The sequence below is a fragment of the Agrobacterium vitis genome, from assembly GCF_013426735.1.
Taxonomy (GTDB): Bacteria; Pseudomonadota; Alphaproteobacteria; order Rhizobiales; family Rhizobiaceae; genus Allorhizobium; species Allorhizobium vitis_D.
The window spans coordinates 2,851,851-2,868,087 of record NZ_AP023272.1 but is presented as its reverse complement, the minus strand read 5'-3'; the positions used below and the strand labels follow the sequence as shown (position 1 = coordinate 2,868,087).

The window sequence follows — 16,237 nt, the reverse complement described above, 5'->3', positions numbered from 1 at the left end:
CGACGTTTACCCCGGCAGGAGATGCCGATATAGCGTAAATCCAAAGCGTAAAAGCCTGTAGCCTTGACAAATCGGGCCGGCCATGCGCTTTTCCGCCCGATTTTCCATGCCAGCCAAGCGCGCATTCCTTGCGTCCGTGCTGACCTTTTACACATGTCCAGGATCGTTCGAAATGCATCGTTATCGCAGCCACACCTGTGCCGCTCTCCGCAAGTCCGATGTTGGTGCCACCGTGCGCCTTTCCGGCTGGGTCCACCGCGTCCGCGACCACGGCGGCGTTCTCTTCATCGACCTTCGTGACCATTACGGCATCACGCAGGTGGTGGCCGATCCCGATAGCCCGGCTTTCAAGCTGGCCGAGACCGTGCGCGGCGAATGGGTGATCCGCATCGATGGCGTGGTCAAGGCCCGCGCCGATGAGACGGTCAACAAGGCCATGCAGACCGGCGAAATCGAGCTGTATGCGCAGGAAATCGAAATTCTCGCCGTGGCCAAGGAATTGCCGCTGCCAGTGTTTGGCGAGCCGGAATATCCGGAAGATGTGCGCCTGAAGTATCGCTTCATCGACCTTCGCCGCGAGACTCTGCACAAGAACATCGTCAAGCGCACCCAGATTATTTCATCCATGCGCAACGGCATGAGTGAGCTTGGCTTTGCCGAATACACCACGCCCATCCTGACCGCCTCTTCGCCCGAAGGTGCGCGTGACTTTCTGGTGCCAAGCCGTATCCACGAAGGCCAGTTCTTCGCCCTGCCGCAGGCTCCGCAGCAGTATAAGCAGCTGTTGATGGTGGCTGGTTTCGACCGCTACTTCCAGATTGCCCCTTGCTTCCGCGATGAAGACCCGCGCGCTGACCGTCTGCCCGGCGAGTTCTACCAGCTCGACGTGGAAATGAGCTTCGTGACCCAGGAAGATGTCTGGACCACGATGGAACCGATGATGACCAAGGTGTTCGAGCAGTTTGCCGAAGGCAAGCCTGTGACGAAGCAATGGCCACGCATTCCCTATGATGAAGCGATCCGCAAATACGGCTCCGACAAGCCAGACCTGCGTAACCCTGTTGTCATGCAGGCCGTGACCGAGCATTTCGCTGATTCAGGCTTCAAGATTTTTGCAAGCATGATTGCCTCCAACCCGAAGGTTGAGGTCTGGGCGATCCCGGTCAAGCACACGGAAGCAACAGGCGCGATTGGCCGCGCCGTCTGCGATCGCATGAATGCCTGGGCGCAATCTACCGGCCAGCCGGGCCTTGGCTACATCTTCTGGAAGGAAGAAGACGGCAAGGTTGCCGGCTCCGGTCCCTTGGCCAAGAACATTGGCGAAGAACGCACAGCCGCCATTGCCGCCCAGCTTGGCCTTGGCGCTGGCGATGCCTGCTTCTTCGTCGCCGGTGATCCGGCCAAGTTCTATAAGTTCGCTGGCGAAGCCCGCACCCGTGCAGGCGAAGAGCTAAACTTGATTGACCGCGACCGGTTTGAAATGTGCTGGATTGTCGACTTCCCGTTCTACGAATGGAGCGAGGAAGAAAAGAAGATCGACTTCGCCCACAACCCGTTCTCCATGCCGCAGGGTGGCCCGGAAGCCTTCGACAGCCAAGACCCGCTGACACTCAAGGCTTACCAGTATGACGCCGTCTGTAACGGCTTTGAAATCGCCTCCGGCTCGATCCGTAACCAGTCGCCAGAACTGATGGTCAAGGCGTTCGAGAAGGTTGGTCTCAGCCAGACGGACGTGGAAGAACGCTTCGGCGGCCTCTACCGCGCCTTCCAATACGGCGCACCGCCGCATGGCGGCTGCGCATTCGGTATCGACCGCGTGGTCATGCTGCTGGTGGGTGCCAAGAACCTGCGCGAAATCTCGCTGTTCCCGATGAACCAGCAGGCGCAGGATCTGTTGATGGGCGCACCGGCTCCGGCAACGCCGACCCAGCTGCGCGAATTGGCGCTGCGCGTGGTGCCGACGCCGAAGAAAGACTGAACCGATGTGGTCCCGGTTTGCTAGCCATATCCGGGATGCCTTCAGCCATGCGACCGCCGCAGCCATAGCTGCGGCGTTCGCGTTTTATGGTGCCCACTGGCTGTTCGGCCATCAGCAGCCGATCTTTGCCGCCATAGCCGCGATCATCTGTCTGGCTCCGGGCATTCCCAATCACCTGCGCCAAGGTATCAATGTTGTCATTGGCGTGACCATCGGCATCGCGGTCGGCGAGCTGATCTTTCTCCTGCCGATAAGTGTGCTCGGCGTGCAGATTTCGCTGGCCATATTCGCCGCGATGTTTCTGGGCGCGTTGGCCAATCTGGCACCCGTCACGCCTATCCAGGCTGGCGCCTCAGCACTTCTGGTCATCCTGCTTGGCCCTGCGACCGGTGGGCTGGTGCGCTTTCTCGATGTCATCATCGGCGTCTCCACCGGACTTGTCTTCGCGCTCATCCTGTTTCGCAATGCGACGACACTGCATGACACGGCGACCACGCCCAGCAAGGATGCAGGGCAGGGGCCGCAGGAAAAATAGCGCAATCTGCAATAACGCATTCCACAAAAAAAGCCGCCAGTCTGGCGGCTTTTATCGTCTATGTTCGAGTTCGATGACCCTTAGTCGTTAGACGTTACCTTCGCGCCCAGAACCTTGGGCAGCGTTTCCGGTGCGCCCATGGCGGCGCCGACGATCATCGGGAAGGGGACCGGGTTCTGCGGTTCCGCGGAGATCGTCAGGCTTTTCGGATTGTCGATATAGGCATTGACGGCTGACGTGACGACATTCTGGAAATCGCCAAGCTTGGCCTGGGCCAGCATCAGAGGCATCATGGCCTTGACCATCTGGCCCATATCCTTGCCCGAAACGCCCTGTTGGCTGCCGCTATAGGCCAGTGCCCGCTCGGTAATGCCGGCATCGTCGAAGCGGATATCGGCGCCCAGGAAGGACATTTGCTGCATCAGGCCGAGAATGGCAATGCCGGAGGCCTGCTGCGCCTGCGGGTCCTTGGCATTGGTTTCCATGGCCCGGGCGGTTTCCTGAAGTTGCTTGACCAGGTCCAGCGTATAACCGGACAGGCCGAGCGCCACCGTCAGCTTACCAACATTCTTGAAATCGAGCGTGTAGTTTTGAACGTCAATCGTTCCCGATTGCAGTTCCCAGCTGCCTTTCATGGTCATGCCGCCATCCAGCATGCTGATTCCGAGCTTTTCGATTGCATCGCGGCTCTTTGGATCATCGACGGTGGACAGGTCGAGTTTGAAGCCTTTGACAGTCCCTTCGAAAGCGAGGCTGGCTCCATCGTCCTCGATTGCCGTTGTCGCTTCGGCCTCGGCCATGGACAGCACTTCCTTGCCATCCGCCTTGACGCTGACCGGGCCGCTATGGGCCTTTTCATAGAACAGCATGGAGGCGAGATCGCCGCCATCGGTCTTGGCCGGAACGGTGACGCCGGACAGATAGAGATCGGAGGCGGTGACGGTTGAGTTTTTTTCAACCAGATTGAGCGGCTGGAAATCAACCCGGTCGATCTCGTAGGAGCCGTCCTGGTTTTCGATAACACCACTCATCTTCACGTCGCCGATGGAGACTGGCGTCGAATCCGGGCCTGTATCCGAAGCCTTGGCTGGCTTCAGCTTGGTGCCGCGCAGCGTCACGACATCGCCGTTGATATCGATGGAACTGGCGGTAATGGCCGCATTGCCCCCGGTATAGGATTTATTGATCTTGGCGAGCAAATCCTGGCCATCCAGCGCAAAAGCTGCCGTGGGAAGCACGAGAATGGCGGCACTGACCGAGAGGATACGGCGCAGGGCAGGCCCGGCGGATTTATGCGTCGTCATAACAATTCCCTCTAAGAACAAAAGGATATGCGCGATTGCGCGGTGATGATCCTTTATAAGACAGTGCGGAAATCCGCCATGCTTTTTGTCGTACTACTGCATAATTCCTTAAATCGGATTCGATTTAAGGAGAAAATTATGCAGCAGATATAAAGAGCTACAGCGAACCTTTGTGCGCCATATAGGGCGCACGGCGCTGTAGTTTGATTTTGTCTCATAGACCGTAAACGCCCGGATCGGATAATCCACAGGTGCATCCCCCGGAATCCTTGCCGTGCAAGGGGTTCTCGGCTACGCAAGGGGCATGGGAAAAAGTCTTATACCGCCTGGCGACGGTGGCGATAACGTCACACCGATCGATCTGAAATACGCGCTGGAAGAGCGCTACCTGGCCTATGCGCTGTCTACCATCATGCATCGGGCGCTGCCTGACGTGCGCGATGGGCTGAAGCCGGTGCATCGGCGCATCATCCATGCGATGAGCGAAATGGGCATCAGGCCCAATTCCGCCTTCAAGAAATGCGCCCGTATCGTCGGCGATGTCATCGGTAAATTTCACCCGCATGGCGACCAGTCGGTCTATGATGCGCTGGTGCGGCTGGCCCAGGATTTTTCCCAGCGCTATCCCGTTGTCGATGGTCAGGGCAATTTCGGCAATATCGACGGCGATTCGGCGGCTGCCTACCGATATACCGAAGCACGGATGACCGACGTTGCCGGGCTTCTGCTTGAGGGTATCGAACAGGATGCGGTGGATTTTCGTCCGACCTATAACGAGGAAGACGACGAGCCGGTCGTGTTGCCCGGCGCTTTCCCCAATCTGCTCGCCAATGGCGCCTCCGGCATCGCGGTCGGCATGGCAACCTCTATACCGCCGCACAATGCCCATGAGCTGTGTGATGCGGCGCTTTATCTGATCAAGAACCGTAGCGCTTCTGTCGAAGAGCTGTTTGCCGATCCGGCTCATCCGCAGCGCGGCGGCATAGAGGGACCGGATTTCCCGACTGGTGGCATTGTCATCGAAAGCCGCGAAAGCATGCTGGAAACCTATCGCACCGGACGCGGCGGTTTCCGGGTACGGGCCAAATGGGAGACGGAAGACCTCGGGCGCGGCGGCTATCAGATCGTCATCACCCAGATCCCGTTCCAGGTGCAGAAATCACGGTTGATCGAAAAGATCGCCGAATTGCTGATCGCCAAGCGCCTGCCGTTGCTGGAAGACATTCGCGATGAGTCAGCCGAAGACGTTCGCGTCGTGCTGGTGCCGAAGAGCCGCACGGTTGATCCGACCATCCTGATGGAATCGCTGTTCAAGCTGTCTGAGCTGGAAAGCCGCATTCCGCTGAACATGAACGTCCTCTCCCAAGGTAAAGTACCGAAGGTGATGGCGCTGAACGAGGTGCTGCTGGAATGGCTGGACCACCGCAAGGACGTGCTGGTGCGCCGGTCGCGCTTCCGGCTGGCGGCCATTGACCGGCGGCTGGAAATTCTCGGTGGCTTGCTGATCGCTTATCTCAATCTCGACGAGGTGATCCGCATCATCCGCGAGGAAGACGAGGCCAAGGACGCGCTGATCGCCCGTTTCGAGCTGACGGACAACCAGGCCGAGGCCATCTTGAACATGCGGTTGCGCAATTTGCGCAAGCTCGAGGAATTCGAGATCCGCAAGGAACACGATGCGCTCTCCAAGGAAAAGGCAGAGATCGAGACATTGCTGGCCTCCGACGACCTGCAATGGGGGACTGTCGCCTCGGAAATCGGTGAGGTGAAGAAGAAATACGCCAAGGCCACCGACATTGGCCGCCGTCGCACACTGTTTGCCAATGCGCCGGACGCCGATGTCGATGCTATTCAGCAGGCGATGATCGAGAAAGAGCCGATCACTGTCGTCATCTCTGAAAAGGGCTGGATACGGGCGCTGAAGGGCCACAGCTACGACAAGGCCAGCCTGACCTTCAAGGAAGGCGATGGGTTGCGCGTGGCGTTCCCGGCCCAGACCACAGATAAGATCCTGCTGGTGACCACCGGTGGCAAGGTCTATACGCTTGGCGGCGACAAGCTGCCCGGCGGGCGCGGCCATGGCGAGCCGATCCGCATCATGGTCGATATGGAAAACGATCAGGATGTGCTGACGGCTTTCGTCCACGATCCAGCCCGCAAGCTGCTCATCGCCTCCACGGGTGGCAATGGCTTCATCGTCGCGGAAAGCGACATCACCGCCAATACCCGCAAGGGTAAGCAGGTGATGAATGTCGGCATGCCAGATGAAACCAAGCTGGTCGTGCCGATTTCCGGCGACCATGTGGCCGTCGTCGGTGAAAACCGCAAAATGGTGGTCTTCCCGCTGGCACAGGTCCCGGAAATGAGCCGCGGCAAGGGCGTGCGCCTGCAACGTTATAAGGACGGCGGTGTCTCCGACATCAAGTGCTTTACCCTCGCAGACGGGCTGTCCTGGGAAGACAGTGCGGGCCGGAGCTTCACCCGCAGCAAGGACGAACTGTTGGAATGGCTGGGCGACCGGGCCGGAGCCGGACGCACGGTTCCCAAGGGCTTCCCGCGCAGCGGCAAATTCAGCGGCTGATTGCCCGTTTCGCCCTGCGCACCATGCAGTGCGCAGGGACGCCGGTTCTGTTTTGCCAATGGCTCAGGCTGTAGCGTATTTCTGTATTCCCGAGAAACATTGAATACCCTAGCTGATGAAATGGGTAATCATCGGCGCGCCTGTGCTTTCCATCTCAGCTGGGCTAAAATGGTTCAGGGGTTTGGACTTGAAGACATCCAGCGTGGCCGGGCGGCCGATGTAGAATCCCTGCACATGATCGATGTCGAACTGCCGCATTAGCTCCAGCTGTTCCTCGGTCTCGATGCCCTCGACAAGAATGCGGTGGCCACGATTGCGGACCAGCGCGATGATGTCGCGCAGCATGGAGCGTCCCTTCGGCGTATCGCTGTCCTGAAGGAAGGATCTGTCGATCTTCACCGTGTCAAAATTGAAGAGCCGCAGCCAGGACAGTCCGGCGAAACCGGTGCCAAAATCATCCAGCCAGATGCGTATGCCCATATTTTCAAGGTCCTTGATGCAGCGCAGGATGTCGGATTGACGATCCATATTGATGCCTTCGGTGATTTCGAAGGCAACATGCTGCCCATCGACGCCGGTATCGATCAGGATTTCAGCGACGGCGGCGGCAAAGCCGCGGGTTTTCAATTGAATGGGAGAGACATTGATACTAACGACCGGCGCGTGGCCGGGAACGAGGATTTCGGTGCAGGCCTGGCGAAGCGTCCACAGGCCGAGATCGAGAATCGAACCTGTCCGCTCGGCAATCGGGATGAACACCGAGGGTGTGACAGGCGTCCCGTCCAGCAGTTTCAGCCGCATCAGGGCTTCCGCAGCGTCGATCTTGCCGGTCGTGAGGTTGAGGATCGGCTGATAGACGAGGGAAACAAGGTTATTGGCCACAGCCACCCGCAACAGAGCGGCAATGTGTTCGCTATCGTCGCTGCTTTGCGGGTCGTTCGGGTCAAACAGCCGCACGCAATTACGACCATTGGCCTTGGCCGAATAGAGCGCCCGGTCCGCCTCGGTAATGATCTTTTCCAGCCGTGGACCGAAATGAGGGCGTGTAAAGGCCGCGCCGACGCTGACCGTGACGACGTTGATGCCATCCTTGCGCTGATCATGGACCAGCGACATTTTTTCCACGGTATTGCGAATCATCTCAGCCAGCAGCCCAACATCGTCATGGCTAGCGGCTGGAGCCAGAACGATAAATTCCTCGCCGCCATAACGGCCGATGGAGGCATTGAAGGGCAGGAGGGCTGTCTTCAGAGCATTGGCGACCAGAACCAGACAGTGGTCGCCAGCCTGATGGCCGTAATAGTCGTTGTATTTCTTGAAAAAATCGACATCGACCAGAATTGCGGCAAATCCGGTTCCTGAACTTTGCCATTCAGCCCAATTGTCTCGCAATCGCTGATCGATGGCACGCCGGTTTTCAACGCCGGTCAGATAGTCTGTGTTGGAAAGGCGCAGCAGCGCTTTGCCGCGTTCGATCGCTTCCCGATGTTGCTTGCGTGCCTCCAGCGCATTGAGGAAAACATGGTAGCGCTCCTTGTTCAGTCGCCAGTTGACATAGCTGGTGAAGACGAAGCACAGGACATAAAACGTAGCGAAAGCAATGATGTAAGACGTTTCTCGGCCAAATACACTCGTAACAACCCAGAGAAACAAGGCAAGTACTGAAGCAGAGGTGATAATCGACAACAGGAAATACAGGCCGAAAAACAGGTTGGCACCCATCATGAAAATCGCGCCAAACACCATGTAATAGCGAAAATTCTCAACCGAATCGGTCATTGATGCCGGAAAAAGCCAGCCACCATAACCGATGATGAGCGCCAGGGCGCAGGTCAAGTCTATCATATTGGCTCTCGGGCCAAGGAAGATCTGGGCTTCCAAAATGATGAGAGACAAAGCGCCAACCGCAAAACGGCTGATCAGCAAGGTTGATGCAACGTCAGGAATGAGGATGTAATCCATCCCTGAAAACATCAGATAGACGATCACAGCGATCCAAAGGCCATGGCGTGCTGCGGCAATACGCTCGGATTCGGTCTGGTCTCGATACAGCTTCACGACTTCTGCAGTTCGCTTTCTGTCAGGGGTGCCACGCAGACCGGTTTTCACTGGGTCCGACCCGGGGTGCTTCATGCTGGATTGTTCCACTGAGTTTTACCGTCGTGAACAGGAATGCAAGCTATTCCTTCATGCGCGCTATTCACACACTCAGCACGGTACACATTTTATTTTAAACCCGAATCCCTCATGTAATACAGCGCACAATTACCCTTAAATTTAATTGAAATTTAGACAAGCGTCAAACCTCTGTACCAAGCTGAATATGACGCACTCTCATCTATTAACCTTAATAGAAAATTGCCTAAATCACCAGTCGTCATAGTTAGAATCAGACTTTATAGTTATCAAACATTTAATTTTGTCGATAAAACATTAGAGGTAGATCGGATATGCAGTATATAGAAACTGTCTTGGACGGCGAAAGCTTGGTCACTCCAGATGCAATTGCAGCAGAGGTTTTTTCGCCAAAAGGCAAGAAAATCGATGATCGTGAGCGGGTTTTAGCGGAATCCGAATTGGGCCTGGCACTCAATATTGCCTATCAGCAATTTGAGCACGGTAGAGATCCCGCTGCTATCATTGCAATGATGGCTGGAGCGCTTCATAATCTCCGCAACAAGGTTTCTCCTGCCTTATGGCAGTCATTGATACCGATGGTGCAAAATCATAAAGTATCTAAGTATTTTCTTGAGGATCCTTTCACGCGCTGGTCTTGCGTCAAGCCGCGCGGTTATTCAGGGGATGCTCAATTACTTGACTTTATTTACGGCCATGAAAGCGTTGCGAATGAAATTGCCGCTGCTTCGCCTCTCGGGCTGGCGCTGTATGATTACACCAAGGATGCGTCGTCATCTGTCGCTGTACGGGAGCGCCGCGATCTCCTGACCCAGCATGTCGATGAAATTGCCACGTCACGCGGGCCGGATGCTGAAATCCTGACCATTGCCGCAGGCCATCTGCGCGAGGCCAACCGTTCAGTCGCTCTGAAAGAGGGCAGAATCAAGCGCTGGATCGCGCTGGATCAGGACCCTGTGAGTGTCGGTTCCATCCGCCGGGATTTTGCAAACACCTGCATAGAGCCTATCGATGGATCAGTCCGTAGCCTCTTGACCAATCAGCATGACCTTGGAACTTTCGATTTCGTCTATGCGTCGGGCCTTTATGATTACCTTAACGACAAGGTTGCCGTAAAGCTGACGAAGAAGTGCCTTTCCATGCTGAAGCCGAATGGTGTCTTTATGTTCGCCAATTTTGCGGAAGATATTGTCGTCGACGGCTATATGGAAACCTTCATGAATTGGGCGCTGCTGCTGCGCAGCGAGCAGGACATGTGGCGCGTTATTCATGCAAGCACACCGGAAGGTGATATCGACGCCCAGGTTCGTTTCGGCGCCAACCGCAATATTGTCTACGGGTTTATCCGCAAAATCGGCTAGGATTAACTATGAGTTTACTGTGTAAATCCGTGAATATATTATATTTTCGGCTTTGCCCAGAATTTCCGAGGCATTACGCTAGCCTGCGCGTTGCATTTCAGGTGCGCGGCTCGTTAAAGCAAATCGATTTCAGTTATTTTGCAGCCAGCATATCTCCCAAATGACTGGTTGTGGTTCCCCAAGCCCAGAATTCTTCGGAATTCTGGGTTTTGTTTTGCATGAAAACAATGATTCACGATGCTATAACCATAGATAAATTCAAACTTTTTGCAGTTAATATCGTCACTTGGTTTTAATCACTTCTGCTCCATATGGAACAAAGGCTGTGCAAGTGCGCTCAAAAAAAATTGAACCGTGCTCAATACGCAAGCCGGAAGAGTTTTTTGCCTGGCTGCGCCTTTCGGAACCGCGTTTCTGCGTGGCCGGCTTTCGGCATGATAATCAGATGCTTCGAGCCCTACCAAGAAGGCGATGACTGTGGATCAAGAGCGCGAACTGGCAAGACTGACCAGCCTACGCAACCTGAAAATACTCGATACCCTGCCAAGCGAAAGCTTCGATCGGATTACGCGAATCGTATCGCAATTTTTCGGATTGCCGGTCGCGGCGGTGTCGCTGACAGATGTCGATCGCCAGTGGTTCAAGTCCAAAGTGGGAATCGAGCATAACCAAATTCCACGGTTCAAGGCGCCCTGCGCTGAAGTCGCGGAAACCTGTCGACCACTGATTGTCAACGATTTTCACAATGACGCTTTTTATGTTGATAGTCCCCTCGGTCAGGCTGGCGTGCGCTTCTATGCCGGTGTGCCGCTGATGACGCCGGATGGGTATTCGCTGGGCGCTCTCTGCGTTCTTGATAATGAACCTCACACGGTCGGCGACAGGGAGATGTCCGTGTTGTCCGATATGGCGGCCATGGTCATGGCGCAGATAGAAATGCAGCATGCCGTTGGCCGTATCGAAGCCGCCAGCGGCCTGCCCAATCGTTTCCAGTTGGTGAGCGACCTTGCCGATATTGGCAAGCACGGTGGCAAGGAGCGATTGATCGTCGTTCTTGACCTTGCTCGCACCATGCAGTTCGACCGGTTGTCGCGTGTCATGGGTCCATCGCATCTGGATAGTGTCATCCGTTCCGTTGCGCAGTTTCTGCAGAGTTCGATAGGCGATCATACACCCGCCTATCATATCGGCCCGATGCAGTTCGCCTTGATCCCCCCAGAGGACGCCACGTCCGAAAGCCTGCTTCCTGTCTTGAAAAGCTTGCTGTTCGATGTCGGTGAGGTAGCCAATCTTCGTTTGACGATGACACCCTCGCTTGGGGTGACCTGGTTCAATCCGGGCGCAATGGAGCCGGAAAACGTGCTGCGGTCGCTGCAAAGTGCGGTTCAAGACGCGCGTGATAGCGAAACCGGCATTGCCTTTTTCTCCGACGATCATGATCTGCTGCATCGCCGTAACTTCCGCCTGTTGCAGGATTTTCCTGTCGCTCTGGCGTCGCAGGATCAATTGCATCTGGTTTTCCAGCCGAGGCTGTCTTTGAAGACCGGTCAGGCGGAATGCGCCGAAGCATTGCTGCGCTGGAACCATCCTGAACTGGGGTCGATTTCACCCGCCGAATTCGTGCCAGTTATCGAAGCCTCCGATCTGGTACGCGCCATGAGCGCCTGGGTGATTGACAAGGCGCTGTCGCATCTGGCCGTTCTGCGAGGTCAAGGCATCGATATGCGATTGTCGATCAATATTTCGGCTCTCAATCTGAATGAGCCGGAATTTCTGGAACTGCTGAAGGAAAAGCTGGCGAAATACGATGTTCTGCCGGGTCAGATTGAATTTGAACTGACGGAAACGGCGATGATGAGGGAGACCGAAAAGTCACTCGACCTTCTGCACGCGCTGAGCGCCCATGGTGTCCGGCTGGCGATTGATGACTTCGGCACTGGCTATAGCAGCCTGGCCTATATGCAGAAATTGCCTGCTGATGTTGTGAAAATCGACCGTTCTTTCGTCGCTGATATGGCAAAAGGCAATCGCGAGCGCGTGTTGGTGCGATCGATGATCAACCTTTCGCACAGTCTAGGCTATGAAGTGGTGGCGGAAGGCGTCGAAACGCTTGAGGCCGCCGATCTCCTGCAAGCGATGGGTTGCGATGAGATTCAGGGCTTCTGGCTGTCGCGTCCCATGGCGGCGGAAGTCCTGCCGGAATGGCTGCGCCATCGTCGTGAGGCTGCCGATCAGGCGGCTCGGGTCGCCTGATCCACTCTACCAAGTCTCGTAAGATGCTGAGGTATCCTCCTTTTGAGGAGGCTGCCAAAGGCATACGAAGAGTAATGTTTATTACTCTTCTACGCCGCTTTCTGGCTCATAACGGGTCCAGCCCTGGCTGAGCAGATGTTCTTGCGGCAGGAAGCGGATTTTATATCCCATTTTACGGGAGCCGTTCACCCAATAACCCAGATAGACATGGGGTAGGCCCATCTCGTTGGCACGGCGGATATGGTCGAGAACCATGAATGTGCCGAGAGACCGTTTTTCCATGGCCGGATTGAAGAAGGAATAGACCATCGACAATCCGTCGCTGAGGATATCGGATAGCGCCACGGCCACCAGTTCGCCGGGGCGGTCGCTGTCCTCGTCCACTTTCGGCAGGCGATATTCGATCACCTTGGTTTTGACATGGCTGTCTTCCACCATGATTGCAAAATCGAGCGCCGACATGTCCGACATGCCGCCCTGTTGGTGGCGATGATCGAGATAGGTTCGAAACAGTGAGAATTGTTCGGTCGAAGGCTGGGCGGCAAAGACGCTGCTGGTGAGATCGGCATTGACGCCCGCCACACGCCGCATGGTCCGGTTCGGCTGGAATTCCCGGGCGACGATCCGCACGGAAATGCAGGCGCGGCAGGTTTCGCAGGCTGGACGGTAGGCGATATTCTGCGATCGGCGAAAGCCGCCCTGTGTCAGAAGATCGTTCATTTCCGGCGCGCGTGGTCCCACAAGGTGCGTGAAGACTTTCCGCTCCATTTCCCCCGCCAAGTAAGGGCAGGGCGCGGGCGCTGTCAGATAAAACTGCGGAGACGTAGCAGCCTGCGTGTTCATGCTTTGTCTATGCGTCCTCTCAGGCACCCGGAAAAGCGCGCTTGCTTCATTGGCCGGGAATGCACATTACACCAAGACATCGAAGGTGCTAACGCATCCTCACCTTGCAGGAATGTCGAATATCTCAAATGCATCAAGCGCTTGAGATATTCGAAAGTGCAATACCAAAAGTCACTTTCAATGATTCCCGGTATTGCCCATGACCTTCAAGTTCATGTCTAGCATGGCTCAAGATTTTAAAAGGTCAACTCTTTCATTTCACGATTCGGCTGCTCAACGTGAAATTGTAAACATTCCTGTCGCAGCTACTAATTTTTAGTGGGTGCCGACTTTCACTCAGCCAGCGCGAAGCGCAGCCGTACCGAGCAGCAAGTCATGGACCAGTCGCGAGCGATCAGTAAACAGGCCTGCCAGCAGAATCAGGGGCGTCAACACGGAATTGAGGATCCAGAACAGTGCCAGATGGGCAATGGCTGTGACGAAATCAATCTTGGTGCCATCCAGGCGAATCATGGCAATTCCCATGGCCCGCATGCCAGGCGTCGCCTGAGAGCGGCCGGCCAGCGACAGACCGAAATAAAGGCCAGCGACGATGAAAAACAGAATTGGATAAAGGAGCCATCCGAGGCCAAGCGTGATGACGCCGAGAAAGAACACCACGACGGCGGCGGGAACCCACAGGAGCCCGACCAGGACATAGTCGATGATGAAGGCAAAGACCCGGCGCGACAGCACGCCGCTATAGGCGCGCCAGTCGGTCGGAGCCACGGTGGTCATATTCGGATCGAAGCTCATGATCGTCTCCTTGGTCGATGACGATGATATGGGAAGCCCCGCTCCGAAATACAATTGCCTGACATCTTTACAGTCTAGCCAGGAATCGCGGCTGGCGTGCTGCAAATGGCAGTGCCGAAAACTCAGCTTCTGGCGAGCCGCTTTGCCGCTTCCACGGCGAAATAACTGAGAATGCCATCACATCCGGCCCTTTTGAAGCAGAGCAGTGTTTCCATCATCACTCGCTCTTCATCAATCCAGCCATTCAGACCCGCAGCCTTGATCTGCGCATATTCGCCTGACACCTGATAGGAAAAGACCGGCAGGCTGAAGGCTTCCTTGAGGCGCCAGCAGATATCCAGATAGGGCAGGCCGGGCTTGACCATCAGCATATCCGCCCCTTCCTCAACATCCATGGCAGCATCGCGCACTGCTTCGGTGCCGTTGGCCGGACTGATGTAATAGCTGTTCTTGTCGCCCTTCAGCAGGCCTGCGGTGGAAATCGCCTCGCGATAGGGGCCATAATAGCCGGAGGAGAATTTCGTCGCATAGGACATGATGCCGACCGACTGATGACCAGCAGCGTCAAGCCCCCGGCGGATCGCGCCGATTCGTCCGTCCATCATTTCGGAGGGCGCGATAATGTCGGAGCCGGCATCGGCCTGCAGGATGGCTGCCTTGACCACCTGATCAACCGTTTCGTCATTGACGATATCATCGCCGCGCAAAATACCGTCATGCCCATGGCTGGTAAACGGGTCCAGCGCTACATCGGTAATCACGCCGATGTTGGCGACGGCTTTCTTGATGGCCGCCGTCGCCTGGTTGAGCAGGTTATTGGCTTCCAGGATATGGGAACCCGTCTGGTCACGCAGGTTCATCTCGATGTTCGGAAAGGTGGCAATGGCCGGAATGCCAAGATCTGCGGCTTCCTTCACCGCCTCGACGGCTTTGTCGACACTCATCCTGTTGACCCCCGGCATGGCGGCGATCGGCTCGACGATGCCGCTACCGGGTACGAGGAAGATCGGCCAGATCAGATCATCCACCGTCAACCGGCTTTCCTGTACCAGCCTGCGCGTCCAGTCCGCCTTGCGGTTGCGGCGCATGCGCCGGTGGCCGGTAATATCGTCAACGAGGTGGGTCTTGTTGGTCATCGCGGTCTCCAGTCTTCAGGCCTGCTCTCTTACGATGCCGTTTATCATGCACTGGGATGTTTGCCCACTGCGGCAACCTGACCGGCCCCACCTCCGGCCCCCCCGGGCATAGCGATGCTCGAATAAAACCGTCTGTGGATTGTTTATCTCCCCATAAATTTCACCTGTCGCCGATACCGGTCCGATCAATTATGCGATATCGTCGCACCATGATTGATGATGTCGTCCATACGCCAAAACCCAGCCTGGTAGACCTGTTGTTTGTGCTCTTCCTGCGCGTTGTTGCGCTTGCCTGCCTTTGGCTGGGCTTGCAATTCTGGGGGCTTCTGGTGGGCTTTGCAGGTAACGGCCTTGGGCGGTTCGACCTGATGAATGTGCCTTGGCGCATTGCCAGCTGCGGGCTTGCCGTGATGCTGCCGGTGGCAGGGGTTGGGTTGTGGATGACGGTCTCCTGGGGGCCAGTCATCTGGGTCATTGCCGCCAGTGGCCAGATCCTGATGCATGCCGTATGGCCGGGCATTTTCGGACGCGATCCGTTGATCGTCGCATTCCATCTGATTGTCGCCGTCGTTTATATCGCTTTCCGCCTGGCGATCCTGTTGCAAAAGCGCCAGCGCGTCACGGCATAAGGAATGGTTTACCCTGATACAAGCAGGCTGAATGGTAAGCCTCTGTTAAGCCTGCATTTTAAATAGAATTTTATCTGCATTCGATATTGTCACTCACAAGGCGGTTGGAAACCAACAAGGCCGCCACCCAAACAGTGAGGCAGACGATATGACCACGACAAAGATCAAACCGCAGGTGTCCGCTATCGATCACGAAGAGCAGACCATCCGTTCTCTCTATCTTGATTCCCTGCATCTGGTGGAGCGCTTGCACCGCCGCCTGCTCGACGTCATCAAGGACGAATTCGACCGTCAGGGCCGCAACGACGTCAATGCTGTTCAGGCTTTGCTGCTGTTTAACATCGGCAATTCCGAGCTGACGGCCGGTGAATTGCGGTCTCGCGGCTACTACCTCGGCTCTAACGTTTCCTATAACGTCAAGAAGCTGGTGGACCTTGGTTTCATCAATCATTCCCGCTCGCGTGTCGATCGCCGTTCGGTTCGTATTTCGCTGACACCGGAAGGCCAGGATATCGCCGAAACCGTCGCCAAGCTCTATGAGCGCCACGTCGGCTCCATCCAGAAGGTCGGCGGCATCGGTCCGGACGAATTCAACCAGATGAACAGGTTGTTGCAGCGTCTCGATCGCTTCTGGAACGACACGATCGCCTATCGCATGTAGGCCAACCGGCTGCAATGTCTGGCTT

At 56.0% G+C, this 16,237-nt stretch carries 12 protein-coding genes; 7 read left to right on the top strand and 5 right to left on the bottom strand.

Translation table 11 applies throughout. The annotated features are described in order from the left end of the window. Positions 1-172: 172 nt before the first annotated feature. Complete coding sequence (gene aspS, locus H1Y61_RS13380; RefSeq protein WP_180572866.1) at positions 173-1,978, top strand: aspartate--tRNA ligase; 1,806 nt, start codon at positions 173-175, stop codon at positions 1,976-1,978. A 4-nt stretch (positions 1,979-1,982) separates the two neighbouring features. Then, positions 1,983-2,513: an FUSC family protein gene (locus H1Y61_RS13375; RefSeq protein ID WP_180572865.1), complete on the top strand. Its 531-nt coding sequence runs from the start codon at positions 1,983-1,985 to the stop codon at positions 2,511-2,513. Positions 2,514-2,593: 80 nt separating this feature from the next. Here the strand turns inward: H1Y61_RS13375 and H1Y61_RS13370 are convergent, their stop codons facing one another. After that, positions 2,594-3,817, bottom strand: a complete 1,224-nt coding sequence (locus H1Y61_RS13370; RefSeq protein ID WP_180572864.1) for an AsmA family protein — start codon at positions 3,815-3,817, stop codon at positions 2,594-2,596. A 304-nt stretch (positions 3,818-4,121) separates the two neighbouring features. On the opposite strand from H1Y61_RS13370, the gene parC reads away from it, so the two are divergent. Next, the gene (gene parC, locus H1Y61_RS13365; protein ID WP_174110482.1) at positions 4,122-6,398 is read left to right on the top strand and encodes a DNA topoisomerase IV subunit A; all 2,277 of its coding nucleotides are present in this window, start codon (positions 4,122-4,124) and stop codon (positions 6,396-6,398) included. Between the two features lie 108 nt (positions 6,399-6,506). Here the strand turns inward: parC and H1Y61_RS13360 are convergent, their stop codons facing one another. Then, positions 6,507-8,531, bottom strand: coding sequence for a putative bifunctional diguanylate cyclase/phosphodiesterase (locus H1Y61_RS13360; protein ID WP_180572863.1), 2,025 nt, complete (start codon positions 8,529-8,531; stop codon positions 6,507-6,509). Positions 8,532-8,848: 317 nt separating this feature from the next. Here H1Y61_RS13360 and H1Y61_RS13355 point away from each other — a divergent pair, with 317 nt between their 5' ends. Beyond that, positions 8,849-9,895, top strand: a complete 1,047-nt coding sequence (locus tag H1Y61_RS13355; RefSeq protein ID WP_180572862.1) for a class I SAM-dependent methyltransferase — start codon at positions 8,849-8,851, stop codon at positions 9,893-9,895. 471 nt (positions 9,896-10,366) lie between these two features. Then, complete coding sequence (locus H1Y61_RS13350; protein ID WP_180572861.1) at positions 10,367-12,148, top strand: sensor domain-containing phosphodiesterase; 1,782 nt, start codon at positions 10,367-10,369, stop codon at positions 12,146-12,148. 81 nt (positions 12,149-12,229) lie between these two features. On the opposite strand, the gene H1Y61_RS13345 is transcribed toward H1Y61_RS13350, so the two are convergent. The 3 genes from H1Y61_RS13345 to hemB all read right to left on the bottom strand — a co-directional run bounded on the left by H1Y61_RS13345 (position 12,230) and on the right by hemB (position 14,922). Beyond that, positions 12,230-12,991: an arginyltransferase gene (locus H1Y61_RS13345; protein ID WP_015915572.1), complete on the bottom strand. Its 762-nt coding sequence runs from the start codon at positions 12,989-12,991 to the stop codon at positions 12,230-12,232. Between the two features lie 336 nt (positions 12,992-13,327). Next, positions 13,328-13,786, bottom strand: coding sequence for an RDD family protein (locus H1Y61_RS13340; RefSeq protein WP_174110486.1), 459 nt, complete (start codon positions 13,784-13,786; stop codon positions 13,328-13,330). Between the two features lie 122 nt (positions 13,787-13,908). Beyond that, positions 13,909-14,922 carry a porphobilinogen synthase gene (gene hemB, locus H1Y61_RS13335; protein WP_071204651.1) on the bottom strand — a complete coding sequence of 338 codons (1,014 nt, stop codon included), beginning with the start codon at positions 14,920-14,922 and terminating at the stop codon, positions 13,909-13,911. 209 nt (positions 14,923-15,131) lie between these two features. Here hemB and H1Y61_RS13330 point away from each other — a divergent pair, with 209 nt between their 5' ends. Beyond that, a complete protein-coding gene (locus H1Y61_RS13330; RefSeq protein WP_235680728.1) occupies positions 15,132-15,551 on the top strand; it encodes a DUF6163 family protein in 420 nt (139 codons plus the stop codon). Positions 15,552-15,699: 148 nt separating this feature from the next. Continuing rightward, positions 15,700-16,212 carry a transcriptional regulator LdtR gene (ldtR, locus tag H1Y61_RS13325; RefSeq protein WP_015915576.1) on the top strand — a complete coding sequence of 171 codons (513 nt, stop codon included), beginning with the start codon at positions 15,700-15,702 and terminating at the stop codon, positions 16,210-16,212. The last annotated feature ends 25 nt before the right edge of the window (positions 16,213-16,237 follow it).

What these genes read in the sequence shown, in the direction of transcription:
- H1Y61_RS13375 (WP_180572865.1), top strand. Translation starts at nt 1,983, where the DNA reads ATGTGGTCCCGGTTTGCTAGCCATATCCGGGATGCCTTCAGCCATGCG.
- aspS (WP_180572866.1), top strand. Translation starts at nt 173, where the DNA reads ATGCATCGTTATCGCAGCCACACCTGTGCCGCTCTCCGCAAGTCCGAT.
- parC (WP_174110482.1), top strand. Translation starts at nt 4,122, where the DNA reads ATGGGAAAAAGTCTTATACCGCCTGGCGACGGTGGCGATAACGTCACA.
- ldtR (WP_015915576.1), top strand. Translation starts at nt 15,700, where the DNA reads ATGACCACGACAAAGATCAAACCGCAGGTGTCCGCTATCGATCACGAA.
- hemB (WP_071204651.1), bottom strand. Translation starts at nt 14,922, where the DNA reads ATGACCAACAAGACCCACCTCGTTGACGATATTACCGGCCACCGGCGC.
- H1Y61_RS13370 (WP_180572864.1), bottom strand. Translation starts at nt 3,817, where the DNA reads ATGACGACGCATAAATCCGCCGGGCCTGCCCTGCGCCGTATCCTCTCG.
- H1Y61_RS13355 (WP_180572862.1), top strand. Translation starts at nt 8,849, where the DNA reads ATGCAGTATATAGAAACTGTCTTGGACGGCGAAAGCTTGGTCACTCCA.
- H1Y61_RS13340 (WP_174110486.1), bottom strand. Translation starts at nt 13,786, where the DNA reads ATGAGCTTCGATCCGAATATGACCACCGTGGCTCCGACCGACTGGCGC.
- H1Y61_RS13345 (WP_015915572.1), bottom strand. Translation starts at nt 12,991, where the DNA reads ATGAACACGCAGGCTGCTACGTCTCCGCAGTTTTATCTGACAGCGCCC.
- H1Y61_RS13330 (WP_235680728.1), top strand. Translation starts at nt 15,132, where the DNA reads ATGATTGATGATGTCGTCCATACGCCAAAACCCAGCCTGGTAGACCTG.
- H1Y61_RS13350 (WP_180572861.1), top strand. Translation starts at nt 10,367, where the DNA reads ATGACTGTGGATCAAGAGCGCGAACTGGCAAGACTGACCAGCCTACGC.
- H1Y61_RS13360 (WP_180572863.1), bottom strand. Translation starts at nt 8,531, where the DNA reads ATGAAGCACCCCGGGTCGGACCCAGTGAAAACCGGTCTGCGTGGCACC.